The organism is Sphingopyxis sp. BE235 (genome assembly GCF_031457175.1).
GTDB lineage: Bacteria > Pseudomonadota > Alphaproteobacteria > Sphingomonadales > Sphingomonadaceae > Sphingopyxis.
Map to the genome: position 1 here is coordinate 432,680 of NZ_JAVDWC010000001.1, position 23,459 is coordinate 456,138.

Genomic DNA, 23,459 nt, shown 5'->3' on the forward strand with positions numbered 1-23,459 from the left:
CTGCTTCCTTCTGGGTTCGCTTATAGCCGGTGCAGCCGCAGCGGCTTCACATTTTCGCGCGCGATCAGCCCACGCGCCTCAAGATCGAGCTGAACGCCCTTCAGCCACCAGCCCGCCTTGGCGCCGCCGGGGAACAGCGCCTCGGGCAGCAAGGGCAGCACGCCGGCCTTGACCTCCGCGACTGTCAGCCCGGGTTTACCCTTCGGCACCGCCGCGAGCAGCGCGTCCTTCATTGCGTCATATTTGGCCTTGTCGACCTGCATCGCGAAACCCGGGCTGGTTATGCTGCGCATCTCGGTGCGTTCGATGGTTTTGCTCATCCTGCATATCCTTTCGTCGCTTCGATCGGCGGGGCGCGGAAACCCATCGCGGCCCACGCCTTCAGCAGCCGCCACATGAACTTGCCCGTCGGGGTCCGGTAATTGGGGATGTCGCCCGGCAGCTCGACCCCGTCGGGCCGGTCGCCGACGATCGTCCGCATCTCGGCGGCCGGGCGCTCGGCCTCGGCTATGCGTCCCGAATAAACGCTCAGCCAATGCCCCTTGGTGAATTCGAGCGCGATCGGCGCGTTGCAGCAGCGCGCGACGAACCGCCGCGTCGGCGAATCGGGCTTCAGCCGATGCTCGTCCAGCTGGTCCGATCCCGACAGCCATTGCAGCCGGTCCTTGCGCATCAGCACATAGGGCGTCCCGCCGTCGGCGCCGACGACTTCCGGCGCACCCGGAAGCGCGGCGAAGCTCCGGCCCGCCTCCTGGCAGCTATGGCAATAGCAGGTCGCCGCGACGATCGGCTCGCCGCTGAGCTCCAGCCGCACCGCGCCGCACGGGCACGAGGCGGTGCGCGTCATGCCGGGCTCGCCGCGGGTCATGCGTCCAGCTCCGCCATCGCCTTGGCGATCGTCACCGGTGCCTTGGGCCGCGCGTACATCGAGTTCAGATAGGCGCTGAGCGCGGGGGCATCGTCCAGCATGTCTTCCAGCTTGGCCCAATCGAGCGTGTAGGCGGCATTGAAATCGGCCACCGTCACCTGCGCGCCGACGACAAAGTCGCGCCCCTGCATATGTTGTTCGAATATCGCGATCATCCGTTTGCAATCGCGCCTCGCCAGCGCAATTTCCGCGGCCGATTGCTCGTCGGGCGCATAGAGGAAGCTGTGCAATGCGATCCGCCACAGCGGCGCTTCGATTTCGGTCATCAGGAAAAACAGCCAGCGATACATTTGGCCGCGATCTTCGGGCGTGCCGGGGATCAGCCCGCCGCCGGGAAAGCGGCCGCCATATTTATCCGCCAGATAGAGCTGGATGGCCGCCGATTCGCTTACCACCAGGTCGCCGTCGACCAACACCGGCAGCTTCGCGGCCGGATTGAGCGCCAGAAACTCGGGCGTCAGCTGCTCGCCGGCGCCGAGGTCGATCGAGATGATCTCGTGCGCGAGATCGAGTTCGTTCAAAAGCCACATCGCACGCAGCGCGCGGGTGGGGGGCGTTCCGTAAAGTTTTATCATCGTTCGGGATCCTCTTCTCGATCCTCCCTGTCGCGCAGCGGTGGGGAGGTGGCAGCGCGCAGCGCTGACGGAGGGGCCAATGGCGCAGCGTCGCGGCCCCTCCACCACCGCTTCGCGGCGGTCCCCCTCCCCATGGCTTCGCCACAGGGAGGAGCAGCTGCGATCACGCCTCGACGATCGGTGCGAAACCGCCATAGATCATGCGCGCGCCGTCGAACGGCGTGTTCTCGGAACTGGCCTTCATACGCTCGTCGGCCATCATCTTTTCCCAGCCCTGGGTGCGCGCTTCCTTGCTCGGCCATTCGACCCAGCTGTAGACGACGCTTTCGCCGTCCTTCTTGTGCGCCGCCCTTGCATAGTCGGTGACCTTGCCGTCGGGGACATCGTCCGCCCACGCCTCGACGACGCGCGTCGCGCCGTAATCGATGAAGACGCCCGACATCTTCTGCGCCAGCTCGCGATAGGCTTCCTTGTTGGCGTCGGGGACGGGCACGATATAGCCGTCGGCATATCCGGTCTTGCCGTCGCCTCCCTTGGCGTCATCGACGATCGAGTCGAATCCGCCGATGATCATGCGCTTGCCGTCGAACGGCATCTCGCCGCCCATTTGCGCCATGCGCGGGTCGCTCATCATCTTTTGGTTCGCGGCATCGCGCGTCGCCTTGTCGGGATATTCGAACCAGCTGAAAACGACCGTCTCGTCGGGCTTCGCCTGCACGGCGCCCTTGAAGTCGTTGACCTTGCCGTCGGGGACATCGTCGCCCCAGCATTCGACCATGCGCGCGACGCCGAATTCCTTGAACAGCGGCGCCGCATCGGCGGCGTGCTTGCGATAGGCTTCCTTGTTGGCGGTCGGCACCGCGACCACAAATCCTTCTACATAGGTCATCTTGTCTCTCCTTAGGGGGGTGGGAGTGGAACTTCAGGCAGCGGGTGGGCCCGCTTCTTCGCTGAAGGCTTCGAGCTGTGCGTCCATCGCACGCTGGAATGCTGGCCGGGCGAGGCAGCGGTCGAGATAGGCCTGCAGCCGCGGTTGTTCGGCGATCAGTCCGGCCTCGACACCTTCGCGCAGCACGGTCGCCATCGCGATGTCGGCGACGGTGAAGTCGCCCGCGACATATTGTTTGTCGCCGATCGCGTCGTTCAGGCGGCCGAGCCGGCCCTGGATGAATTCGATCAGGCTCGGCCGGCGCAGCTTCGCCCATTCCTCGTCGGCCGCGAAAATGTCGACATTGCCGAGTTCGAACAGCATCGGCTCGACGCTGTTATAGGCGGCGAACAGCCAGGCGAGCGTGTTGGCGCGCGCTTGGCTGTCGCGGGGCATCAGCCGTTCGTCCTTCTCGGCGAGGTGGAGCAGGATCGCGCCGCTTTCGAACAGGCGGATGCCGCCGTCGTTGAGCACCGGCACCTGCCCCCATGGCTGGAACAGGAAATGGTCGGCGGGGCGGTTGATCGCGCTGATCAGATGCTCGGCATAATCGAGCCCGATTTCCTCGCACGCCCAGCGCGGGCGGAGGTCGCGGACATAGCCGCGGGCGAAATCGGGCACCCAGTCGAAGGCGGTGATCTCGAGCTTGGCGTTCGGGTTGACGGACATGATCGTTCCTCTCTTTTTGTCTTGTCGTTGGGGTCAGAAGGTCGGCATCGGCGGCTTGGCGTCGTCGAGGAAGGGCACGACCGTCGCGACGATCGCGGGCGCCTCGCTCATGATCCCGACGTGCGAGGTCGCGGGCAGGATCGCGAGCCGCGCCTTCGGCGCTTCGGTCATGAAACCCTGGGTCGCTGCCGCGATGTCGCCGCCGCCGCGCAGCTTGAACAGCGCGATCGCATGATCGAGCGTGACGCCGTCGGCGTCGCCGATGATCACCATCGTCTTGCCGGGGATCGCGCGAAGCTGTTCGTCGGAATAGGCGAAGGGCGTGGCGTCGAGCGTCTTGATATTCTCGACCAGTTTCGGAAATTTGTCGGGCGTCGGCGACAGGCTCTTGTAACCCGTTTCGATCGGGCTGCCGGCGAAGGTCTCGGGGGTGATCTGCGCGATACCGGCGAGCACTTCGGGATACCAGCCGTCGAGCCGCGAGGTTCCCGACAGGATGACCTGTTTGCCAACCCGTCCGGGGTGGCGGACCGCCAGCGCGATCGCGGTCGATGCGCCCATCGAATAGCCGAGCACGTCGGCCTGTTTCACCCCGAGCTTGGCGAGCACCGCGGCGGCGTCGTCGGCCATCAGGTCATAGCTGAGCTTGCCGTCGACCCCGCCCGACCGGCCATGGCCGCGCGCATCGATCGCGATCACCGGGCGCGTCGCAGCCAGGGGATCGATCAGCGGCTTCATCGCGTCGGAGAACATGAACGCGCCGTGGAGCACGAGAAGCGGGGTCTTGCCCGACGCGAGATCGCCGTGCAGTTGGTAATGGATGCGCGTACCGTTCACGTCGGCGTCGCCATTCTTGACCGCTACCGGTGCCGCGGCTTTGGCGGCTTCTGGGGCGGCGGCGGGCGGCGCGGCCTGCGCCGGCTGCGGCAGGGCCGCGGCGGCGAGCAGCGCGAAGACGGGCACGAAGCTCCAACTGGAGGAGTGGTTTGTCATTCGACTATTCCTCTTATTCTAAAGACGGAGGCTAGGAGCGTTTGCCTTTGATCCAGGCGACGATCGACATCGCATGGCCGTGACCGAGGTCGTAATCAGCCTTCAGCCAGTCGATGATCGCACCGGCCTTGATCCCCGGGGCGAGGCCGTTTTCGTCGGCGAGGCCTTTGTCGATCGCGATGGCCTTCAGCGCGCCGGCCGATTTTCCGGTCTTGGTTTCGACATTGTCGATATAGGCCTGAAAGCTCATGCGCTCGCTCCTGCGCTGAGCGGGATCAGCGCGCGGAGGCGCGGATCGCGCAGCCACAGGCCGCCCCACAGCATCAGGCCAAGATAGACGCCGAACAGGCTGTGGCTGAACAGCGGGCTGTCGATGCGCACATGCGTGCCGATCGCGCCGCCGAGATAGCCGGTGATCAGGATCGCACCGAGGATCGCGGTGCGCGGCCAGATATACAGGAGCGTCGGGATCAGCAGCAGCGTGCCGAGCAGATACATGGTGCCGACCTCAAGCGGCCATCCTAGATCGGGCGGGCTATATTTGATCGCGGTCTCGGGCGACACCAGCTTGAGCCCGGCGTCGAAGAGCAGGAAGAGGATCACAAGGCCGCTCAAAACGCGGCCGGCGATCAACTGGCCCTTGGCGGGGGTCGTATCGGTCATCCTCTTCCTCCTCCCTTATGCTTTATGTCAGGCCGATGCTTCGGCGGGCTCGCCGGCGGGGATCGCGGTCGGGTCCATCCACATCACTTCCCAGATATGGCCGTCGGGATCTTCGTAGCTGCGGCCGTACATGAAGCCGAAATCCTGCGTCGGGGTCGGGTCGGCCTTGCCGCCCGCCTTGACCGCCTTGTCGACCTGTCCGTCGACCGCGTCGCGGCTGTCGGCCGAAAGGCAGAGCAGGACCTGCGCATGGGTGCGCGCGTCGGGGATCGTCTTGGTCGTGAAGTCCGCCCATTTCGCGTGGGTCAGCAGCATGACGTGGATCGAACCCTCTTCGACGACCATGCACGCGGCGGTTTCGTCGGTGAAGGCGGGGTTGTTCGCCGCGCCGATCGCTTCGTAAAAGGCTTTCGACTTGTCGAGGTCGGTGACCGGCAGGTTCACGAAAATCATCTGGGGCATTTACTCTCTCCTTTGGGGGGTGGTGATTGTTGAAGTCAGCGTGCGCGGTGCGCGGCGGCAATTACCTGTCGCATCATGGCGTGCCGCCGGCGCCGAACAGCATCCGGACATAACGCTTCAAATGGGTGACGGTGCCGCGCGCAATCGCCGGATCGTTCGTCGTTTTCGCCAGGACGAAGGCGCCCTGCAGCACCGACTGGACATGCTGGGCCAGGCCGATCGCGGTGATATCCTCGGGCACGTTATAAACGTCCATCGCCGCCTGGATGTCGGGCGCGAGTGCCTGGCAATAGGCGTTGATGCTTGCCTCGCAAGCGGCGCGGATGCGGTCGTTCGTCGCATAGGCTTCCTGCACCATCGTGCCGACGAAGCAGGTATAATCTTCGGTGGGTCCGTCGAGCATCGACAGGCGGAAATCGATATGGCCGAGCAGCCGGTCGAGCGGGTCCTCGAGGCTGACATGCGGTGCCAGCTCGAACATCGGCCGCGCGCGCTCGGTCCAGCCCTCGGCCGCGGCGACCGCCAGCTCTTCCTTCGACGCGAAGTGATGGAAGAAGGCACCCTTGGTCACCCCCGCCGCCGCGCAGATCTGGTCGACCGTCGTCGCCGCATAGCCCTGCTTGCGCACCGTGGCATGCGCCGCGGCGATCAGCTTGGCGCGCGCGCTGCCGCGCGGCGCGCGGACCGCAGGGGTGCCGCCGCCCGCCGGGGGGACATCGCGGGCGGCGGCTGCGGGGATCGAGGGCGGGTGATTCGTCGTCATGCGAATCGACATACCAACTAGTTGGTATGTTGTCAAACCGGCATAAACATCGGCGATGTGCGCGATGATTGGAAAGTTGCGAAAAGACTCGACCTTCCCGCCACTTCGCCTAAACAGGGCATCGGAACAAAGGGGGCACATCGGTGCTGTTCCGGGGGGAATATGGTCGCAGTCGTTTCAACCACTGCCTATCTCGGCATCGACGCGCGCGGGGTCGAGGTGCAGTGCCAGATCACCCCTGGCGTCCCGCGCTTCGTCGTCGTCGGCCTGCCCGACAAGGCGGTCGGCGAAAGCCGCGAGCGCGTCCGCGCCGCGATCGCCGCGATCGGCCTGTCGCTTCCGCCCAAGGTCATCACCGTCAACCTGTCACCCGCCGACCTGCCGAAAGAAGGCTCGCACTACGACCTGCCGATCGCGCTCGCGCTGCTCGGCGCGATGGGGGTGATCGATGCCGAGACGCTCGCCTCCTACGTGGTCGTCGGCGAACTCGGGCTCGACGGGCGCGTTGCGGCGTCGCCCGGCGTGCTGCTCGCCGCGATCCACGCGGGCAGCGCCGGGCTCGGGCTGATCTGCCCGGCGGCGCAGGGGCCCGAGGCGGCGTGGGCGGGCAATGTCGAAGTGATCGGCGCGCCCGACCTCCTGTCGCTCCTCAACCATTTCAGGGGCCATGCGCTGCTCGCGCCGCCGCTGCCGGGCGAGGTCGAGATGCCGGTGCGCTCCGCCGACCTCCGCCAGGTGAAGGGTCAGGAGACCGCCAAACGCGCACTCGAAATCGCCGCCGCCGGCGCGCACAATCTGATGATGTCGGGTCCGCCCGGCGCCGGCAAATCGCTGATGGCGGCATGCATGCCGGGCATCCTGCCCGATCTCACCCCCGCCGAGGCGCTCGAAGTGTCGATGATCGCGTCGGTCGCCGGGAACCTCGAGGGCGGACGCCTGATCCGCGCGCGCCCGTTTCGCAGCCCGCATCATTCGGCATCGATGCCCGCGCTCGTCGGCGGCGGGCTGCGCGTGCGGCCGGGCGAGGTCAGCCTTGCGCATCTGGGCGTGCTGTTCCTCGACGAATTGCCCGAATTCCAGCGCGGCGTGCTCGATTCGCTGCGCCAGCCGCTCGAAACGGGCGAGGTCAGCGTCGCGCGCGCCAATGCGCATGTCACCTTCCCGGCGCGTGTGCAGCTCGTCGCGGCGATGAACCCATGCCGCTGCGGCCATCTGGGCGACCCCGCGCTCGCGTGCAGCCGCGCGCCGCGCTGCGCCGCCGATTATCAGGCGAAGCTGTCGGGGCCGCTGCTCGACCGCATCGACCTGCATGTCGAGGTGCAGGCGGTGAGCGCCGCCGACCTCGTCCTGCCGCCGCCCGCCGAGGGCAGCGCCGAGGTCGCGGCGCGCGTCGCGGCAGCGCGGGCCGCGCAGACCGCACGTTATGCGACGCACAAGGCGCGGACCAATGCGGAGATCGACGGCGAGCTGCTCGAAGCGGTCGCGACCCCCGACGAAGCGGGGCGCAAACTGCTGGCGCAGGCGGCCGAAGCGATGCGGCTGTCGGCGCGCGGCTATACGCGGATATTGCGCGTCGCGCGGACGATCGCCGATCTGGCGGGCAGCGACGCTGTTGGGCGCATCCATATCGCCGAAGCGCTCAGCTATCGACGGCAGGCACCGAGGAACTGATGGAGGAGATCGTCTTCGAGGCGGAGATCATCGAATGGCGCGGGCCGGCGCCCTTTCTTTTCGCGCCGGTTCCGGGCGAACATGTCGGTGCCGTCCGCTACGCCGCGATGACAGAGAGCTATGGCTGGGGTGTCGTGCCCGTGGTCGCGACCGTGGGGGAGACGGCGTTCGCTACGTCGCTTTTCCCGCGCGACGGCACCTATCTGCTGCCGATCAAGGTCGCGGTCCAGCGGTCCGAAGCCGTGGGCCTCGGCGATCGGATCGCGGTCCGGATGCGCGTCGGCCGGCCTTAGATTCGCGCGACCCTCCCGATGGTGGTAAACATTTCCGAACATATTGATGCGATGGGGTAGGGATGATCGCGGCGGCACATCTTCTGGCGCACCTGTGCGGCCGGCTGGGGCTTGGCTTTGCCGTCCTCGTGCTCGCGATGTGGGCAGCACCGGCAGCGGCGGGGACGCTCGACGTCGATCGCGACCTTTGCCATGCGCAGACCGGTGTCGCGGCGCGCGATAGCAGCCTGCCCACGCTTCGCTTTTCGTGCAGCGGATCGCCCGCGGATTATCAGCAGGGCAGCCTCTGGCTGCGCGCGCCGCTTGAGGGGCCGGGCGCCCGGCGCGGCGATGTCACCCTGATGGTCCATCAGTCGCGTTTCGACCGACTCGCCGTCGCCTTTTCCTACGCCGACGGCACGACGCGCTGGCAGCAGTTGCGGGCAGGCGATTATGGATCGCATTGGCGCACCGGCGGGCAGATCCTGTTCGAAGCGCCCGATGGCGGCGCGGCGTTGACCGCGGTGACAATGCGCTTCGATCGCCTGTCCGGCCACCAGTTCATCCACGCGCGGCTCATCCCGAAAGCCGAGGCGGCGATGCAGTCGGCGGGCATGGCGGCCGCGATCGGTGCGGCGCTCACGCTGCTGCTCATCAGCTGTATCTACAGCCTGTCGCTCGCCTTTGCGGTGCGCCGCCAATATCTGGCGTGGCAGGCGGCATGGTCGGGCACGATGCTGCTGTGGGGCGCGCTCTGGTCGCAGATCCACCTTGCGCTCGTGCCCGGATTGGCCGGGACGGTGACGACGCAAATCTGCACCTTCCTTTCCTGCCTTGCCATCGCGCTCGCGACGGTCAGCGCGGCGACGGCGGTCGACCGCGGACGGGTGCCGAAGTGGCTTCGCGCCGGCACGCTCATCCTTGGGCTCGGCGTCGGGCTCGCCGGCATCCCGTTGGCGCTGATACGCGGCAGCAGCCTGGGGCTCTTGGGCGACGCGCTGGGGCTGGTCGTCCTTGCCGATCTGGCGGCGGTGACCGTCTATCTTGGCTGGGCATGGCGGCGCGGATCGGTCGAAGCGCGCGATTTCCTCGCGGCGTGGGGACTGCCGATGGCGGTGCTGGCCGCCATCCATGTCGTCGATGTCGAGGACGGTTTCTGGGGCGGCGGATCGAAGCTGCTCGTGCTGGTTGCCGCGACCTGGCAGGCGCTTTGGCTGGCGGCGGCGGCGACGCGGCGGCTCGGCCATCTGCGCATCGAACGCGACCATGCGCGCAGCGCCGCAGCGCAGGCGCAGCAACTCGCGCGGCGCGACCCGCTGACCGGCCTGCCCAACCGCCGCGGTTTTGTCGAAAGCGTCACGCCGTTGCTCGAACGCGCGCGTGCGGACAATCTGCCCGCGGCGCTGCTGCTCGTCGACATCGACCGTTTCAAGTCGATCAACGATATCTATGGGCATGATGCGGGCGACGTGGTGCTGTGCGGTATCGCACGGCGGATCGGGCGCTGGGAGGGGCCGATGTGTACTGTCGCGCGGCTCGGCGGCGAGGAGTTCGGGTTGCTGACGATCGGGATGGAAGGGATCATCCTCGGCCGCTTCGCCGAAAGCATCCGGCGCGGGATCGCCGCGTGCGACCACAGCGAGACGGTCGGCGAGCGGCTGGTCACCGCCAGCGTCGGCGTCGCCGAGGTGCGGCCGGCGTGCGATTTCCAGCAATTATACCGGCTCGCCGACGAGGCGCTTTATGATGCGAAGCGCGGCGGGCGTAACAAGGTGGTCGTCCAGCGGCACTATGACATGCCGGGACGCGCGTCCGCCCGCGAGGTTGCGAGAACGAATTGAAGGCTGCGCGGACGCGGCCCCATCGGAATCGGTTTAGTTGGAGACGACCTCGAGCGGCGGCGGGGCTTTCGCCGCGGCGGCACCGTGGCGGCGGTGGCTCAGCTTGCCTTCGACCTTGCCGCCATTTTCGATCGTGATGTTTTCATAGACCACGTCGCCTGTGATCCGCGCGGTCGCGTGGACGATCAGCGTCTTCGCTTCGATCGCGCCGTCGAGCAGGCCCGCGATCTTCGCGGTTTCGGCAACCACCGAACCCTTGATCTCGCTCGCCTCGCCCTGGACGAGGTTGGCGCATTTCAGGTCGCCCTCGATCTTGCCGTCGACGTGCAGGTCGACGCTGGCGGCCACATTGCCGGTGACGACGACGTCCGATCCGAGGATCGAAAAGGTCGTGTGACGCGCGCCGGTCGCCATCTTAGCGGGCACCACGGGCGGCAGCGACGGAACCGACTCGCTGTCGGGCGTCGTCTTTGACTTCGAGAACATCGGCTTTGGCCTCCAGGAAGCGGCGCGGGTTGACCGCGACGCCATTCAAACGGACTTCGAAATGCAGGTGGCTGCCGGTCGAACGGCCGGTCGAGCCCATTTTGGCGATCTGTTGCCCCGCGGCAACCTGCGCGCCGACGGTCGAGGTAAAGCCCGACAAGTGAGCGTAGCGGGTCAGGATGCCCTGACCGTGATCGACCTCGACGACATTGCCGTAACCCGACTTCTGCCCGACATAGACGACGCGGCCGGGGGCGGCGGCGAGGATCGGCGAGCCCATCGGACCGGGGAAATCGAGCCCCGAGTGCATCGCACCGGCGCCGGTGAAGGGATCGCTGCGATAACCGTAGCTCGATGAGAGCATCAGCACATTGGCGGGCTTGCCCGAGGGGAGGGCAACGAGCGTGCGTTCGAGCACTTCCATGCGGAACAGCGCGCTTTCGAGCGCGGCGAACGACTTGCCGAGCGAACTCGCGCGGCCCTTGCCGCCGCGATAGGGGATGAAGGGACCACCGCGGCCGGCCGCGGCGTTGCGAACGAGCGCTGCGGGGTTCATGCCGAGCTTGGCGACGGCGCCTTCGGCCTTCGCGGCGCGTTCGTTGACGGCGGTCAGCAGGCGCGTCGCGAAATCTTCCTGGCGCGCCTCGAGGCGGGCGAGGATCTGTGCTTCGGGGGGCAGGTTCGGGTCGATCAGCGCGCTGGTTTTAAGGGGCGCCTGTTCGGCCGCCGGCGCGGCGCCCGCGGCATGGGCTTCGGGCGTCACGGCCGCGGGCTCGACGCCGAAGTGGACCTTCGACCATTCCTCGAGCTGTTCCTGCCGGTCTTCGAGGTCGGCGGCGGTTTCGGCGACATTGTTGCGATATTTGGCGATTCGCGCTTCGGAGGCGGCGGCGGCAGCCTGCTGCTGCGCGACCGCGGCGCGCTCACCCGAGCTCAGGAGCTGGTTGACGAGCACGGCCAGCGTCGCGCCGGCCCATGCGAGCAGCACGATGCCGGCGATCAGCGCGACGCGCTTTTGCCAAATGGCGCTGACGCGCACGAAACGGACATGTCCGTGCGTGCGGACGAAGATTTCATGGTCCTGAAACAGCGCAGAAAAACGCTGGCGCAAATCGCGCAGACCCGTTGTTTTCGATGACAAGTGGCGACCCCATCTTGTGTTTTATTGGAGCCCTCCGCCCCGATTGATGCGCGCTGTATCAGGCCGGTTGCACAGGTGCGAATCTTTGGAGGGCGACTCGGGCCGAGTCGAAATTTTCGCGCGGTGAACGGTGTCAAACGGTCGGAACGCCGCCATTTTGGCAGGAAAACGCCCGCGAATCGGAAAATGCGATTGACGGCTTGCTTACCATTTTCGGGTAACGCTAAGCGGGTGAATATCATGGCGAAATCTGCATCATCCGACGCCCACGAATCGGCAAGCGCTCCGATCGCGCCGACGGGCGTCCGGCCGCGTTCGGCCGTCAGCGCCGGGGTGGGCATCGTCGGGCTCGCCGGTCTGGTGAGTTATTTGTTGATCGCGCGTTTCGCGCCCGACATTGCGGCCTTCCTCGGTATCGACTGGGGAACCCGCGGGGCGATGAACGGGCCCAATTCGGCGATCGCGAGCGTGCTTGCCTGTGGCGGACCGATGGTGCTGTGGTCGATCTTCGTCGACAAGGTTCACCGCAATCCGTCGACCGGGATCGACTGGGCGCAGCGCCGTCCGTGGCGCGAGACGCTCGACATCAGCCTGACCAAGCTCGCCGGAATGTGGGCGACCTGGGGGCTGATCGCGCTGATCTATGCGACGATGCGCTATTATTGGGAGGGCAATTACGCCTTTTCGATGAACCTGCTCGAAACCGTCGCGCCGTGGCTGCTGCTCGTTTCGGTGCCCTATATGCTGTGGCTCGACCGCCGCATGGTCGAACCGCGCGACGGTTGCTACGCCTTCGGCCGCTGGCTGATTGCGCCCGGCCAGCCGGTCGACGGCAAGGCCATCGGCCATCATCTGCGCGCGTGGGCGGTGAAGGGCTTTTTCACCGCCTTCATGCTGTCGATCGTGCCGGGCAATTTTTCGGCGCTGGTCACGGTGCCGCTGAGCGAAATCCTGGCCAATCCGTACAAGACCGGGATCTGGACGATCAATTTCCTCTATTTGATCGACGTCCATATCGCGACGGTCGGCTATATCCTGACCCTGAAGCCGCTCGACGCGCATATCCGCACCGCCAACCCCTATGGCATGGCGTGGGTCGCGGCGCTCGTCTGTTATCCGCCCTTTATCCTGATGAACGGCGGGCCGCTCGATTATCAGATGTACGGCTCCGACTGGGGCTATTGGCTCGCGGGGCACGAAAATCTGCTAATCGTCTGGGGCATCGTGCTGGTGTTGCTGACCGCGATCTACAGCTGGGCGACGATGGCGTTCGGGATCCGCTTTTCGAACCTGACGCACCGCGGCATCATCACGCATGGGCCGTACATGTTCACGCGCCATCCGGCCTATATTTCGAAGAATATGACCTGGTGGATCGGCTCGCTGCCCTTCCTCGTCACCGCGGGCGGCTGGGTCGAAGGCGCGCGCAACGTCGTGCTGCTCGGGCTGGTCAGCGGCGTCTATTACTGGCGCGCCAAGACCGAGGAGAAGCATCTCCTCGCCGATCCCGCCTATGTCGCCTATTGGAACTGGGCGCAGGAGCATGCGCTGGTGCCGCGCCTGTTCGCCCGGATGACCGGCCGCACGCGCCCGCTGATCCGGCTCGAGCCCGACGCGCGCGTCGGACCGGTCGCCTAGCTTTCGTTCGCGCTAGTTTGTAACGCCATGGCTTGCAGCGGCCTCGGCTGCACGGCGCGCTTGCAGTTCGGCATGCGCCTCATTGATCGCACGCCACGCTTTTTCGCAGCGTTGCTTGTCGGAAGACCGCTCGCTTGTGCAGAGCTGATTGAGCCGCGCGAGGACGGCCTTGGGGCTGTTGTCGCGGCCTGCCGGAAATGCCCGGACCTGTTCGCCCATGGCGTTGGCGCCGATAGCGGCGGCCGAGTTGATATCGATGCCCTGCGCCGCCGCGGCGGTGGAAAACAGGCCAAGCGCGATCAGGCTGGTGGTCAAACGTCGCATCATCGACTCCCATATCGTTGCAGGGCGATGATAACATGGAAGTAATTGGAAGCGAAGCCCGATCCGCGCGGAGCGAAGCCCCGCGCGGATCGACGGCTTTTAGAATTTGAAGCCCGCTTCGATGCCATAGATGCGGGGTTCGTTGACGTAGCTGGTCAAATTGTTGAAATCGATGCCGCCGGTCGGCGATTCATCGTTGGTGACGTTGCGCACAAAACCCGCGATGTCGAAGCGGTCGGTTTTGTAGCCGACGCGAACGCCGCCCTCGAGCAGCTTGTCGTCGGAGAATTCGACCGAGCGATAGAGGAAGAACTGCACCTTCGAGCGGTAATACCAGTCGGTGAAGGCATAGATGGCGCCGTCGCCGACGGGGATTTCATAACCCGCGGTCCAGTTGAGCGTCCACTTCGGCGACTGCGGCAGCTGGTTGCCGTCGATCGAGAAGATGCCGGGGCTGCCCGGACGCGCCGGGTCGAGCACGGTGCACGGCGTCGCCGAGCCGCAGCCCGCGACGAAGGCGTTGGCATCGTCGATCTTCGCCACGTTCCACGCGCCGCCGATCGAGAAGGTCAGGCCCTTGGCCGGTGCCGCCTGCAGTTCGGCCTCGATACCATGGCCCTTGGCGTCGACGTTGAGCAGGCTCGCGACGTTCGACGTGCCGCCGACCGCGGTCAGCTGAAGATCCTTGGTGTCGAAATAATAGCCGGTCAGGTTGAAGCGGACGCGGTTGTCGAGGAAGTTGGTCTTGATCCCCGCTTCATACGACATCGTCTCTTCCTGATCGGCGGTCGAAATGACGCGCGAGAAGGTCAGGCGGCCCTGCACCGACGGCGCGCGATAGCCGCGCGCGACGCGGGCGTAGAGGGTGAGCGCGTCCGACGCTTCATAGGTCGCGCTGGCATCCCACGTCAGCAGCTTGCCCTTGACCTTTGCCGCCTGCGGCGGGACCGGCGTGTTAGGGCTGACGACGAAGGGCGGGCGCGTTTCGACCGGGCGCGACGCGACAAAGTCGCGCGTGTCATGGTTGTAGCGCGCGCCGGCCTGCAGCTTGAAGCCATTGTCGAACGCGTAATTGACCGAGCCGAAGATGCCATAGGCCTCGCTGTCCTGGCGCTGGATGGCGATCGCCGAGGGGGTCGCGTCGGTCGGCCCGCCGAACTCGAAGCTCGAAATGTCGAGCTTTTCGTCGAAATAGAAGGCGCCGAACTGATAGCCGAGCCCGCCGCTGTTGTTCGACGCGATGCGGATTTCCTGCGTGAACTGGTCGAGGCTCGGCACATTGTCCTGGCTCTGCGCCTGGAACGGGATCAGCCCCGGACCCGACACGGGCAGGAACACCGCGCCGAAGCCGCCGTCGATGTCGCCACGGCTGCGGAAATTGCCGTTCCAATAGGAGGTGATCGAGTAAGCGGTGACTGGCCCAAAGTCATATTCGAGGTTCAACCCGGCGTTATAGGTGTTGAGCTTCTGGAAATTGAGCCCGTCCTGATAGACTTCGTCGCGCTTGAATTCGGTGCCCGCGCCGCCGAGGCCGACGAGCTTGTTGCTGCCCGGAAGCTGCGTGTTGGCGCGGAAGATGATCGCCGAGCCGTCATAAATGCGGACCTGTCCGGTGACGCGGCCGGTGAAGGGGCCGTTTTCATATTGAAGCTGGAGGCGCGCGGCGATGTCGTCATAGCCGCCGAGATCGTTCTTTTTCGTGGTCGCGATGTTGTCGACCCAATTGTCGCGGTGCTGGAAAAGCGTCGACAGGCGGACCGAGAAGCCATTGTCGTCGGCGGCACCCGCCGCGACCTCGACCTGCGTCGTGCCGTAGCGGCCATAGCTGGCGCGCGCATAGCCACCGGTCTTGCCGGGCTTGACGGTGTCGAACTTGACGATGCCCGCGGGGGTGTTGCGGCCGAACAGCGTGCCCTGCGGCCCGCGCAGCACTTCGACGCGGTCGAGGTCGAAGATCGGGAAGCCCTTGAGGATCGGGTTTTCGAGCACGACGTCGTCATAGACGACGCTCACCGGCTGCGATGCGTTGAGGTCGAAATCGGTGTTGCCGAGGCCGCGGATATAGAAACGCGGGAAGGTGCGGCCGAACGAGCTTTCGATGTTCAGGCTGGGGACGCGGCCCGCGAGCACGCGGACGTCCGAACCGGTCGAGGTGATCGCGTCGAGCGTATTGCCCGACAGCACCGAGACGGCGACGGGCACGTCCTGCAGGCTTTCCTCGCGGCGCTGCGCGGTGACGACGATGTCGCCGAGGCCGCTGTCTTCGGCGACGGGGGCGGCATCCTGCGCGGCGGCGGGGGCGGCCCAGGCGGCAGTGGCGAGGGCTATGCTTATAGCAATAGTGGAAGGAAAGTGGCGCATGGCGAGCTTCCTGAAACAGAGTTGACGATGGGAGAGTGGAAAAACCAACGGCTCTTTGGCTTTCCGCACGCGCGCAATCAATCGCGGAAGCGTGCGCCGCTGACTTTCATGTCAGCAGTGTTGCGCATTTGCTGCACTTTGGGGGCGGGTCGGTCGGCTGCCGTCGGCCGCGAACGACGCCAACCATCATCGTCACCCTCTAACGAGACACGTGGCTCGTTAGACTTGATCCGGGGCCCATGACTTCAGCGCTGCCGTGGATCCCGGATCAAGTCCGGGATGACGAGAGGGAGGACACCCGTCGCATGCGTCGGTGGGTTAAAAGCTGAGCTCGTCGTAGATTTTCGAAAGATCGCCGCCCCATGGGCCTTCGTAACGGTCGAGCAGGTCGTGCGCCGGGGATTTGCCGTTCTTGGCGATGCGGCGGAGGGGTTCGAGGAAGCCGACCTCGTTATCGCCCATCGAATTGACCTCGCCGCGCGCGGCGAGCCCCGCCGCCGCGATGTCGAGGACGCGGTGCGCGAGTTCGCCCACGGTGCCGCCGCCGGGGGCGGGGGCGCAAAGGCCGTCGCGCGGGACGGCGTCGCGGAGCGTCTGCTGCTCCTCGATGCTCCAGCCCTTGACGAGATCCCACGCCGCGTCGAGCGCGCCCTGGTCGTAGAGCAGGCCGACCCACAGCGCGGGAAGCGCGCAGATGCGGTTCCACGGGCCGCCGTCGGCGCCGCGCATTTCGAGGAAGCTTTTGAGCCGCACTTCGGGGAAGGCGGTCGAGAGATGGTCGTTCCAGTCGGAGAGGCGCGGCTTTTCGCCGGGCAATGCGGGCAGCTCGCCCTTCAGGAAGTCGCGGAAGCTCTGCCCCGCGGCGTCGATATATTTGCCGTCGCGGAAGACGAAATACATCGGCACGTCGAGCATATAGTCGACATAACGTTCGTAGCCGAAGCCGTCTTCGAACACGAAGGGCAGCATGCCGGTGCGCGCGGGGTCGGTGTCGGTCCAGATATGGCTGCGGTACGACATGAAGCCGTTGGGCTTGCCCTCGGTAAAGGGCGAGGAGGCGAAGAGCGCGGTCGCGAGCGGCTGCAGCGCGAGTGACACGCGGAACTTCTGCACCATGTCGGCCTCGCTTTGATAATCGAGGTTGGTCTGAACGGTGCAGGTGCGCAGCATCATGTCGAGCCCCATGCTGCCGACGCGCGGCATATGGTCGAGCATGATCTTGTAGCGCCCCTTGGGCATGATCGGCAGCTCGGCGCGCGTCTTGTCGGGCCACATGCCGACCCCGAGGAAACCGAGGCCGAGTTCGGCGCCGACTTCCTTCACCTGTTTCAAATGGCGGCCGGTTTCGGCGCAGGTCTGGTGGAGATTTTCGAGCGGCGCGCCCGAGAGTTCCAATTGACCCGCGGGCTCGAGGCTGACGGTGCCGTCGCTGCCCGCGAGCGCGATCACCTTGCCGCCCTCGATCACCGGTTCCCAGCCGAAGCGCGTGAGCGCCATCAACAGGTCGTGGATGCCGCCGGGCTCGTCGTAGGACGGCGCGCGATGGTCGGCGGTGCGATAGACGAATTTCTCATGCTCGGTGCCGATGCGCCAGCGGTCCTTGGGCTTTTCGCCCTTGATCATGGGGACCGCGAGCTGATCGCGGCTTTCGACGATGGGATCGTTGCTGTCCGAGGCGGTGCGCGTGCTCATATCGCGCCATTATACGGTTCGGTACAGAAAGCAATCGGCTGTTGCCGCCTGCTATTTCACCGCGGCGCGAAGGTCGATCGTGAAGCGCGATCCCGGTGCCATGCCGATCAATTGATCGTCACGTCGAAGGCGACGGCCAAGGCGTTGCCGGGTGCCAGTGTCGGCGTGGTCGCGGCGACAATATTGCCGCCGATCGATGCCCCGAACGGATCGCTTTCGTCGGCGCCGCTCGCATTGTCGTCCTCGACCGTTGTCGCACCCGCGCAGCTTGTGCCGCTGCGGAGCGAACCGGGGGTGAAGGTCGTATTCGCGGGCAGCGGATCGGCGATGGCGATGCCCGTCGCGGTGCCGCTGCCATTGTTGGTGACGAGGATGCAATAGCGCATCGTTGCGCCGGGGATCGCCTTTGGATCGGTCGTCCCGTTCGAGGGGTCGCTGATGATGCTGCTGGTCTTGGCGATCGTCAGGTTCGCGGTCGGGCGGCAGAAGGTGATATCATGGATCGCGGCGCCCTGTTGTCCGGGGTCGGCGGGGGCGAGGCCGTGGCTGCCATAGGTGATGGTGATCGTGTCGACTGGTGCGGCAAAGGTGACGACGACGTTGCCGTTCGCGCTGGCGTCGGCCGAGGTGGCGTCGCCATAAGCGCTGTTGCCGATGACATAATTGCTGACCCCGTTGGTCAGGGTTGGCATCACCGGCGATCCGTTGAAGCTGCCCGTCACGGTCAAACGGTCGGCGAATTGTCCCGCCGCGTAATCGATATCGAACACGCGAAATTGCACGCCGGGCACCGCGGTCGGCAGCGTGATCGTCGAGGTGATGGTGCCGGCCTGGCTGGTGAAATCCGCGATCTCGAAGATCGAAAATTGCGCCGGGGAGAGGCCGCCGGTGACGACATTCTGGCGCGTCGGCGACTGGCCGCCATAGGTCGCATTGTTCAGGAACGCGCCGCCGCTGATGCCGATATTGAAGTTCATCGTGCCGATCGCGGTCAGGGCATAGCTGCCGCTCGTCGTGCCCGCGGTCCAGGTGACGCCGTCCCAGTCGTGCATCGTCGTGCCGACGGGGCAGACGAGCGTCGGCGGTGTTCCCGCGGTGCGCGTGCCCGACACGGTGAAGCTCGCCGAATCATAGTCATCCTCGCCCGCCGCGCCGTTGCCGGGGGTCGAATCGAAGTCGAAGGCCGACGACGCGCTGACCTCGGCGATATTGGTCACGCTCGCGCCCGCGGTGGCGGTGACGGTGCCGGTGATCGTCACCGTCCGCGTCGTTCCGGGCGGGATATTGCCGACCGTCCACACGCCGGTCGTGCTGTTGTAACTGCCGAAACCCGAGGCGCTGGTGAAGGCGAAGCCCGCGGGCAGCATGTCCTGCACGGTGACGCCGGTCGCGGTCAGCGCCGAGCCGCTCGCGTTGGTCACGCTCAATATATAGTTGATGCTGGCACCCGCCGCGGGCGACGCGTTGCTCACCGACTTGGTCAGCGACAGGTCGGCGGACGGCGCGATCGGCACCGTCGTGAGCGTCAGGTCGGTGCGCGTGAAGTTGCCGCTGTCGCCATTGAGCGAGTCGCAGATCGTGAGTTGCCACGTCCCCGCCGAGCCCTGGCCATTGAAGCTCGCGAGCGAGCCCTCGGGACGGAAGCTGCGCTGATAGGGCGGCGCTGCCGCCGTGGTGTCGTTGGTGGAGTGCGTCGTGATGCTCGCTGCCGCGCTATCGTCGAACATGACGTTCAGATTGTCGGCGGAGGTGCCGACATTGGTGATCAGATTGACGATAGTGCCGGATGGCGAAACCAGAGTCGCGCGGACATCGCCGCGATAGCTGTGGGTGAACTGGACGCCGATATTCACATCGGTGACCTGCGCATTGGCGGCGACGGTGAAATTTCGCACCATCGGACTGGCGCACGTCGTCGCGGTTTCGCTGATCGTGCCGGTCGCAGTGTTGCTGTAGCTGGTGGTCGTCTGTGCGGCGGCGGGATTGCTGGCAAGCGTCACCGCCAGCCAAACGAGCATGAGACATACTCGCACAGACTGCAAACACTGGCCCCCACGCCAGCGGTATCGGCTCTGGTCCCGCCGTTGCATGGCGCCGCTATGGCCCGGGCATAGCTAATATCGGGTTAAAATCGGTAACTTGGCCGCATTTCTGTGCGGCAACGGGACAAAAGCGGGAATTCAGGCGCCCGCTGACCAATCGCCATTTTGCGCCATCCAGATGCCGACGGCGGCGATCGCTGCGGTTTCGGCGCGCAGGATGCGGGGGCCGAGCGCGATGCGGCGGACGGCGGGATTGCCGGTCAGAAGCTCGCGCTCGCGCTCCGTAAAGCCGCCTTCGGGGCCGGTGAGGATCGCCGCCGGTGCGGGGGCGTCGATGCTGGCGAGCGGCGCGCCGCCGGCTTCGTCGGCGAACAGCAGCGTGCGCCCGGCCGGCCAGTCCTTCAAGAGCTGGGGCAGTTTGACGGGCTCGGCGAGCGTCGGAAGCGCCGTGCGTCCGCATTGCTCGCACGCTTCGACGATCTGTGCCTCGAGCCGCTCGCTTTTGACGCGTTCGACGATCGTGCGTTCGGTGATGACCGGCTGCAGGCGGCTGACGCCGAGCTCGGTCGCCTTTTCGATGATCCAGTCGAGCCGCGCCTTCTTGACCGGCGCGAAGCACAGCCAGAGGTCGGGAACCTGCTCGATTTCGCTGATCTGCCGCTCGATGCGCAGCGTCAGCGACCGTTTCGCGGCGTCGGCGACGACTGCGAGCCATTCACCGCTGATATTGTCGAACAGCAGGATCGGGTCGCCCGCCTTCATCCGCATCACATGGAGCAGATAATGCGCGGCGGGGCCGTCGATCATGGGGGCGGCATCGGGCCCCAACGGCAAATCGACAAACAGGCGGGGTGTGCTGGCGGGGGGCCAGGCAGGAGTCGCGGGCATATGGGGCCGATAACAGAAGGCGATATTTTGTGCATCCTTTGCCGTGAGGCGATGGGCCTTGTCCCGATCCGGGTCAGAACCGCCGATCCGGGCCGGTCGACCCGCCCCCGATTAGCATTTTGGTAAGCAGTCTTCCCCTAGGTGCGAGAATACCAGCGGCCCAAATCTAGTGGGGGGCGTCGCGGGGCGAAGAGGGGTTAGGCCATGCGAGGGACCGTGTTCAGCCGGCTGCGGCTCGGCGCCACAAAGCTTTTGCGCGACCAGCGCGGCAACGCGTTCATGCTGACCGCGGCGGCGATCGTGCCCGTGATCGGTATCGTCGGTTCGGCGGTCGACATCGGCCGCGCCTATATGACGCAGCTGCGCCTGCAGCAGGCGTGCGACGCGGGCGTCCTCGCCGGGCGCCGCGCGATGGGGGCCGGGGCCTATGGCGTGGACGAGGAAGCCGAAGCGGACAAGATGTTCAACTTCAACTTCCCGACCGGCCGTTATGGCGCCACGGCCATCAGCTTCTCGTCGGAGGCCGACGGCACGGCCGACGTCACCGGCACCGCGAGCGCGACCCTCCCCACCGCGCTCATGTATATTTTTGGCAAGGGCCAGTTCAACCTTTCCGCCGCCTGCACGGCAAGGCTCGAAATCTCCAACATCGATGTGATGCTCGTGCTCGACGTGACCGGATCGATGGAGCAGACGAACGATGGCGATGACCAGAACAAGATAACCGGGCTGAAAGCGGCGGCGAAGTCTTTCTTCACCACCCTGACCAGCGCGGACATCGGCGACGGCCAGCTCCGTTTCGGCGTCGTACCCTATAGCACCACGGTCAATGTCGGAAAAATCCTTCGCGACGAAAACACCGCGTGGCTGTCGCAAACCGTGACGGTGCCCTCACGGCGGTGGGGGTCGGGCCAGGAAGAGGAATGCCGAAACGAGGGGTCGAACAGGAACCCGCGATGGGTCTGCAGCATGGTGACGAAGAACCTCTATCATTATGAGGATCGGACCTTCACTGTCGGATCGCCCACGATCGGCTCCAATGGCACCATATTGAGGTTCGCAACGGGAAGCGAAGGCGCGAATGTGTCCACCCGTTGGGGCGGCTGCATAGTGGAGCGGAAGACCACGGCTTTCGGTCCTGAGGAGACGGCGCCGGCCGACGCCTTCGACATGAATATCGACATGGTGCCCAACGCCAACGCAGACACCCAATGGCAACTGCTCCTTCCCGCTTTCGTCCACGATCGCCGGCAGGTTGCGCCGTTCCAGTCATCGACGAACTTTTCGAGGGTCAGCAATGTCGCCTGTCCCAATCCGGCGATGAAATTGACCGTGATGACGAGCGCGGACCAGGAGACGTTCGACGATTATATCGACGGCCTGCTTACGGGCGGCGGCACCTATCACGACGTCGGCATGGCGTGGGGGGCGCGGCTGATTTCGCCGACCGGGCTGTTCGCCGACGAAAATGATGCCACCGACGACGGCGAGCCGATCGACCGGCACATTCTTTTCATGACCGACGGCCTTATCGACACGTCGAACACCCAGTACACGCACCAGGGGCTGGAACGGTCGATGGTACGGGTCGGTTCGACCAGCAAGGCGGATTCGGATGCGCGGCACACCAACCGGTTCCTGCAGCTTTGCCGGGCCGCGCGCGATCGGGGCATCACCGTCTGGGTGGTGTCCTTCGGCCTTTCCGTAGAGGAGGAAGAGAGCGAGTCGAATCGGAATCTCGGCCGATGCGCCTCTTCGGGTCAGGCGCTCGCGTCGAGCAATACCGAGGAATTGGACAGGAATTTCCAGTCGATCGCGCGGCAGATGTCGAAATTGAGGTTGGCGCAGTGACGCGCCGCGCCGCCTTGCTTCGCCGTCTGCGCCGGAACGAGCGCGGGGCGGCCCTGGTCGAATTCGCGCTGACCGCGCCGGTCTTCCTTCTCGTCCTGTTGGGAATATTCGACTTTTGCTGGCAAATGTACGCCCAGCAGGTGCTGCAAGGTGCGGTGAGCGAGGCCGGCCGCGACTCCACGCTACAGGCCTACGCGCTCAATCAGTCCGCGCTCGACGATCGTATCGAGGCACAGGTTCTGAACATATTCCACAATGCGACGGTGACCTTCACCCGCAAGGCATATGACCGTTTCGATCAGGTTGGCGTCGAGGAACGTTATACCGACGACAACGACAGCGGCAGCTATGACGCGGGCGAATGTTTCGACGACTTCAACAACAATGGCCGATGGGACGCCGATCGCGGCATCGAGGGCAACGGCGGCGCCGACGACGTGGTTCTCTATACAGTGTCGATGACATTCGACCGTGTCCTGCCGGTATGGAAAATGCTGGGTCAGCCGCAATCAACGACGCTTTCCTATTCTACGGTACTACGCAATCAGCCGTTCGCCAGCGGTAGCGATGCGCCGCCGGACGAGTGCCTGTGATGGCCCGCCGTCACATCGTCCGCCGCGCGCGGATTGCAATCCGGCAGCTCGCGCGCAACGCCCGGGCCGCGGTCATCATCGAAATGGCCTTTGCCATCCCGCTGCTGGCGCTGATCGGTTTCGGCGGCCTCGAAATTGCGAATCTGACGCTCGTCAATACGCGCATCAGCCAGATCGGGCTGAGCGTTGCCGACAATGCCTCACGCATCGCGGCGGGAAGCAACCTGGCGCTGCCGCAAGTCCGCGAAGTCGATATCAACGACGTGTTCGCAGGCATCGAGAAGCAGGCGGGGGGGCTGGAATTCAAGAAAAATGGTCGCCTCATCCTCTCCAGCCTCGAGCGCAACACCGATAATGGTCAGTGGATACACTGGCAGCGCTGTTATGGCGATCTGGACATCGATTCGGAATTTGGTCCGGAAGGGACGGGCGAGGATGGCGACGACTTCGCAGGCATGGGGCCGGAGGGCGAGGAAGTAACGGCCGCGCCGGGGACCGCCGTGATGTTCGTCGAAGTGACCTATAAGTATCAGCCCCTGCTTTATGGCAAATGGCTGGGTGCCCGGACGATCACGACGACCGCCGCCTTCAATATCCGCGAGGCGCGCAATCTCACTGGCGGGGTCTTTGGACCCGGCGTGGCGTCGACCTGCACCTGACCGCGACCGGCTTCGCTCA

The 23,459-nt window shown here is 65.5% G+C and carries 24 protein-coding genes and 1 pseudogene; 7 read left to right on the forward strand and 18 right to left on the reverse strand.

Annotated elements, in window-relative coordinates:
* Positions 1–20: 20 nt before the first annotated feature.
* From J2X38_RS02070 to J2X38_RS02120, 11 genes and pseudogenes are all read right to left on the reverse strand, one after another.
* Positions 21–320 carry a DUF6958 family protein gene (locus J2X38_RS02070; RefSeq protein WP_310250756.1) on the reverse strand — a complete coding sequence of 100 codons (300 nt, stop codon included), beginning with the start codon at positions 318–320 and terminating at the stop codon, positions 21–23.
* Positions 317–868, reverse strand: a complete 552-nt coding sequence (locus tag J2X38_RS02075) for a hypothetical protein (protein ID WP_310250759.1) — start codon at positions 866–868, stop codon at positions 317–319. Before J2X38_RS02075 ends, J2X38_RS02070 begins: the two co-directional genes overlap by 4 nt.
* Positions 865–1,503 carry a glutathione S-transferase family protein gene (locus J2X38_RS02080; RefSeq protein ID WP_310250761.1) on the reverse strand — a complete coding sequence of 213 codons (639 nt, stop codon included), beginning with the start codon at positions 1,501–1,503 and terminating at the stop codon, positions 865–867. Before J2X38_RS02080 ends, J2X38_RS02075 begins: the two co-directional genes overlap by 4 nt.
* A 163-nt stretch (positions 1,504–1,666) precedes the next feature.
* Entirely contained in the window at positions 1,667–2,053 is a 387-nt protein-coding gene (locus tag J2X38_RS02085; RefSeq protein WP_405053440.1) for a DUF1428 domain-containing protein, read from the reverse strand.
* A 42-nt stretch (positions 2,054–2,095) separates the two neighbouring features.
* Positions 2,096–2,392 (reverse strand): annotated as a pseudogene (locus J2X38_RS02090) (DUF1428 domain-containing protein); the annotation flags it as partial.
* A 33-nt stretch (positions 2,393–2,425) separates the two neighbouring features.
* Entirely contained in the window at positions 2,426–3,100 is a 675-nt protein-coding gene (locus tag J2X38_RS02095; protein ID WP_310250763.1) for a glutathione S-transferase family protein, read from the reverse strand.
* 33 nt (positions 3,101–3,133) lie between these two features.
* Entirely contained in the window at positions 3,134–4,093 is a 960-nt protein-coding gene (locus tag J2X38_RS02100) for an alpha/beta hydrolase (RefSeq protein ID WP_310250766.1), read from the reverse strand.
* Between the two features lie 31 nt (positions 4,094–4,124).
* The gene (locus tag J2X38_RS02105; protein ID WP_310250770.1) at positions 4,125–4,343 is read right to left on the reverse strand and encodes a DUF4287 domain-containing protein; all 219 of its coding nucleotides are present in this window, start codon (positions 4,341–4,343) and stop codon (positions 4,125–4,127) included.
* Entirely contained in the window at positions 4,340–4,756 is a 417-nt protein-coding gene (locus J2X38_RS02110) for a DoxX family protein (RefSeq protein ID WP_310250773.1), read from the reverse strand. The genes J2X38_RS02105 and J2X38_RS02110 overlap by 4 nt, the downstream gene beginning before the upstream one ends.
* Positions 4,757–4,783: 27 nt before the next feature.
* Complete coding sequence (locus tag J2X38_RS02115) at positions 4,784–5,218, reverse strand: VOC family protein (protein WP_137893864.1); 435 nt, start codon at positions 5,216–5,218, stop codon at positions 4,784–4,786.
* A 73-nt stretch (positions 5,219–5,291) separates the two neighbouring features.
* Positions 5,292–5,981, reverse strand: a complete 690-nt coding sequence (locus tag J2X38_RS02120) for a TetR/AcrR family transcriptional regulator (protein WP_082639623.1) — start codon at positions 5,979–5,981, stop codon at positions 5,292–5,294.
* A gap of 162 nt (positions 5,982–6,143) precedes the next feature.
* On the opposite strand from J2X38_RS02120, the gene J2X38_RS02125 reads away from it, so the two are divergent.
* From J2X38_RS02125 to J2X38_RS02135, 3 genes are all read left to right on the forward strand, one after another.
* Positions 6,144–7,652, forward strand: a complete 1,509-nt coding sequence (locus J2X38_RS02125) for a YifB family Mg chelatase-like AAA ATPase (protein ID WP_310250779.1) — start codon at positions 6,144–6,146, stop codon at positions 7,650–7,652.
* Positions 7,652–7,945, forward strand: coding sequence for a DUF1905 domain-containing protein (locus J2X38_RS02130; RefSeq protein ID WP_058538726.1), 294 nt, complete (start codon positions 7,652–7,654; stop codon positions 7,943–7,945). The genes J2X38_RS02125 and J2X38_RS02130 overlap by 1 nt, the downstream gene beginning before the upstream one ends.
* A gap of 62 nt (positions 7,946–8,007) precedes the next feature.
* Positions 8,008–9,765 (forward strand): GGDEF domain-containing protein, encoded by a 1,758-nt coding sequence (locus tag J2X38_RS02135; protein WP_310250783.1) that lies wholly within the window; start codon positions 8,008–8,010, stop codon positions 9,763–9,765.
* 33 nt (positions 9,766–9,798) lie between these two features.
* On the opposite strand, the gene J2X38_RS02140 is transcribed toward J2X38_RS02135, so the two are convergent.
* Together J2X38_RS02140 and J2X38_RS02145 are read right to left on the reverse strand one after the other, a co-directional pair.
* Positions 9,799–10,251: a polymer-forming cytoskeletal protein gene (locus J2X38_RS02140; protein ID WP_058538728.1), complete on the reverse strand. Its 453-nt coding sequence runs from the start codon at positions 10,249–10,251 to the stop codon at positions 9,799–9,801.
* Positions 10,181–11,392, reverse strand: coding sequence for a M23 family metallopeptidase (locus J2X38_RS02145; RefSeq protein ID WP_310250786.1), 1,212 nt, complete (start codon positions 11,390–11,392; stop codon positions 10,181–10,183). Before J2X38_RS02145 ends, J2X38_RS02140 begins: the two co-directional genes overlap by 71 nt.
* Before the next feature lie 231 nt (positions 11,393–11,623).
* On the opposite strand from J2X38_RS02145, the gene J2X38_RS02150 reads away from it, so the two are divergent.
* A complete protein-coding gene (locus J2X38_RS02150) occupies positions 11,624–13,030 on the forward strand; it encodes an isoprenylcysteine carboxylmethyltransferase family protein (protein WP_310250789.1) in 1,407 nt (468 codons plus the stop codon).
* A 12-nt stretch (positions 13,031–13,042) separates the two neighbouring features.
* On the opposite strand, the gene J2X38_RS02155 is transcribed toward J2X38_RS02150, so the two are convergent.
* The 5 genes from J2X38_RS02155 to J2X38_RS02175 form a co-directional block, all read right to left on the reverse strand.
* Positions 13,043–13,345 carry a hypothetical protein gene (locus tag J2X38_RS02155; RefSeq protein WP_310250792.1) on the reverse strand — a complete coding sequence of 101 codons (303 nt, stop codon included), beginning with the start codon at positions 13,343–13,345 and terminating at the stop codon, positions 13,043–13,045.
* A 108-nt stretch (positions 13,346–13,453) separates the two neighbouring features.
* Positions 13,454–15,715, reverse strand: coding sequence for a TonB-dependent receptor domain-containing protein (locus J2X38_RS02160; RefSeq protein WP_310250794.1), 2,262 nt, complete (start codon positions 15,713–15,715; stop codon positions 13,454–13,456).
* A gap of 318 nt (positions 15,716–16,033) precedes the next feature.
* Entirely contained in the window at positions 16,034–17,407 is a 1,374-nt protein-coding gene (locus tag J2X38_RS02165; protein WP_310250796.1) for a glutamate--cysteine ligase, read from the reverse strand.
* Positions 17,408–17,514: 107 nt separating this feature from the next.
* A complete protein-coding gene (locus tag J2X38_RS02170) occupies positions 17,515–19,425 on the reverse strand; it encodes a proprotein convertase P-domain-containing protein (protein ID WP_310250799.1) in 1,911 nt (636 codons plus the stop codon).
* A gap of 162 nt (positions 19,426–19,587) precedes the next feature.
* Entirely contained in the window at positions 19,588–20,337 is a 750-nt protein-coding gene (locus tag J2X38_RS02175; protein WP_310250802.1) for a 16S rRNA (uracil(1498)-N(3))-methyltransferase, read from the reverse strand.
* 204 nt (positions 20,338–20,541) lie between these two features.
* Between J2X38_RS02175 and J2X38_RS02180 the strand changes: the two genes are divergently transcribed.
* From J2X38_RS02180 to J2X38_RS02190, 3 genes are read left to right on the forward strand one after another with little or no spacing between them, the layout of a single operon-like run.
* A complete protein-coding gene (locus tag J2X38_RS02180; protein ID WP_310250805.1) occupies positions 20,542–22,188 on the forward strand; it encodes a TadE/TadG family protein in 1,647 nt (548 codons plus the stop codon).
* The gene (locus tag J2X38_RS02185; RefSeq protein ID WP_058538736.1) at positions 22,185–22,781 is read left to right on the forward strand and encodes a TadE/TadG family type IV pilus assembly protein; all 597 of its coding nucleotides are present in this window, start codon (positions 22,185–22,187) and stop codon (positions 22,779–22,781) included. Before J2X38_RS02180 ends, J2X38_RS02185 begins: the two co-directional genes overlap by 4 nt.
* Positions 22,781–23,440 (forward strand): TadE/TadG family type IV pilus assembly protein, encoded by a 660-nt coding sequence (locus J2X38_RS02190; protein WP_058538737.1) that lies wholly within the window; start codon positions 22,781–22,783, stop codon positions 23,438–23,440. Before J2X38_RS02185 ends, J2X38_RS02190 begins: the two co-directional genes overlap by 1 nt.
* Positions 23,441–23,459 lie beyond the last annotated feature (19 nt).

What these genes read in the sequence shown, in the direction of transcription:
- J2X38_RS02070 (WP_310250756.1), bottom strand. Translation starts at nt 320, where the DNA reads ATGAGCAAAACCATCGAACGCACCGAGATGCGCAGCATAACCAGCCCG.
- J2X38_RS02075 (WP_310250759.1), bottom strand. Translation starts at nt 868, where the DNA reads ATGACCCGCGGCGAGCCCGGCATGACGCGCACCGCCTCGTGCCCGTGC.
- J2X38_RS02080 (WP_310250761.1), bottom strand. Translation starts at nt 1,503, where the DNA reads ATGATAAAACTTTACGGAACGCCCCCCACCCGCGCGCTGCGTGCGATG.
- J2X38_RS02095 (WP_310250763.1), bottom strand. Translation starts at nt 3,100, where the DNA reads ATGTCCGTCAACCCGAACGCCAAGCTCGAGATCACCGCCTTCGACTGG.
- J2X38_RS02100 (WP_310250766.1), bottom strand. Translation starts at nt 4,093, where the DNA reads ATGACAAACCACTCCTCCAGTTGGAGCTTCGTGCCCGTCTTCGCGCTG.
- J2X38_RS02105 (WP_310250770.1), bottom strand. Translation starts at nt 4,343, where the DNA reads ATGAGCTTTCAGGCCTATATCGACAATGTCGAAACCAAGACCGGAAAA.
- J2X38_RS02110 (WP_310250773.1), bottom strand. Translation starts at nt 4,756, where the DNA reads ATGACCGATACGACCCCCGCCAAGGGCCAGTTGATCGCCGGCCGCGTT.
- J2X38_RS02115 (WP_137893864.1), bottom strand. Translation starts at nt 5,218, where the DNA reads ATGCCCCAGATGATTTTCGTGAACCTGCCGGTCACCGACCTCGACAAG.
- J2X38_RS02120 (WP_082639623.1), bottom strand. Translation starts at nt 5,981, where the DNA reads ATGACGACGAATCACCCGCCCTCGATCCCCGCAGCCGCCGCCCGCGAT.
- J2X38_RS02125 (WP_310250779.1), top strand. Translation starts at nt 6,144, where the DNA reads ATGGTCGCAGTCGTTTCAACCACTGCCTATCTCGGCATCGACGCGCGC.
- J2X38_RS02130 (WP_058538726.1), top strand. Translation starts at nt 7,652, where the DNA reads ATGGAGGAGATCGTCTTCGAGGCGGAGATCATCGAATGGCGCGGGCCG.
- J2X38_RS02135 (WP_310250783.1), top strand. Translation starts at nt 8,008, where the DNA reads ATGATCGCGGCGGCACATCTTCTGGCGCACCTGTGCGGCCGGCTGGGG.
- J2X38_RS02140 (WP_058538728.1), bottom strand. Translation starts at nt 10,251, where the DNA reads ATGTTCTCGAAGTCAAAGACGACGCCCGACAGCGAGTCGGTTCCGTCG.
- J2X38_RS02160 (WP_310250794.1), bottom strand. Translation starts at nt 15,715, where the DNA reads ATGCGCCACTTTCCTTCCACTATTGCTATAAGCATAGCCCTCGCCACT.
- J2X38_RS02165 (WP_310250796.1), bottom strand. Translation starts at nt 17,407, where the DNA reads ATGAGCACGCGCACCGCCTCGGACAGCAACGATCCCATCGTCGAAAGC.
- J2X38_RS02170 (WP_310250799.1), bottom strand. Translation starts at nt 19,425, where the DNA reads ATGCTCGTTTGGCTGGCGGTGACGCTTGCCAGCAATCCCGCCGCCGCA.
- J2X38_RS02175 (WP_310250802.1), bottom strand. Translation starts at nt 20,337, where the DNA reads ATGCCCGCGACTCCTGCCTGGCCCCCCGCCAGCACACCCCGCCTGTTT.
- J2X38_RS02180 (WP_310250805.1), top strand. Translation starts at nt 20,542, where the DNA reads ATGCGAGGGACCGTGTTCAGCCGGCTGCGGCTCGGCGCCACAAAGCTT.
- J2X38_RS02190 (WP_058538737.1), top strand. Translation starts at nt 22,781, where the DNA reads ATGGCCCGCCGTCACATCGTCCGCCGCGCGCGGATTGCAATCCGGCAG.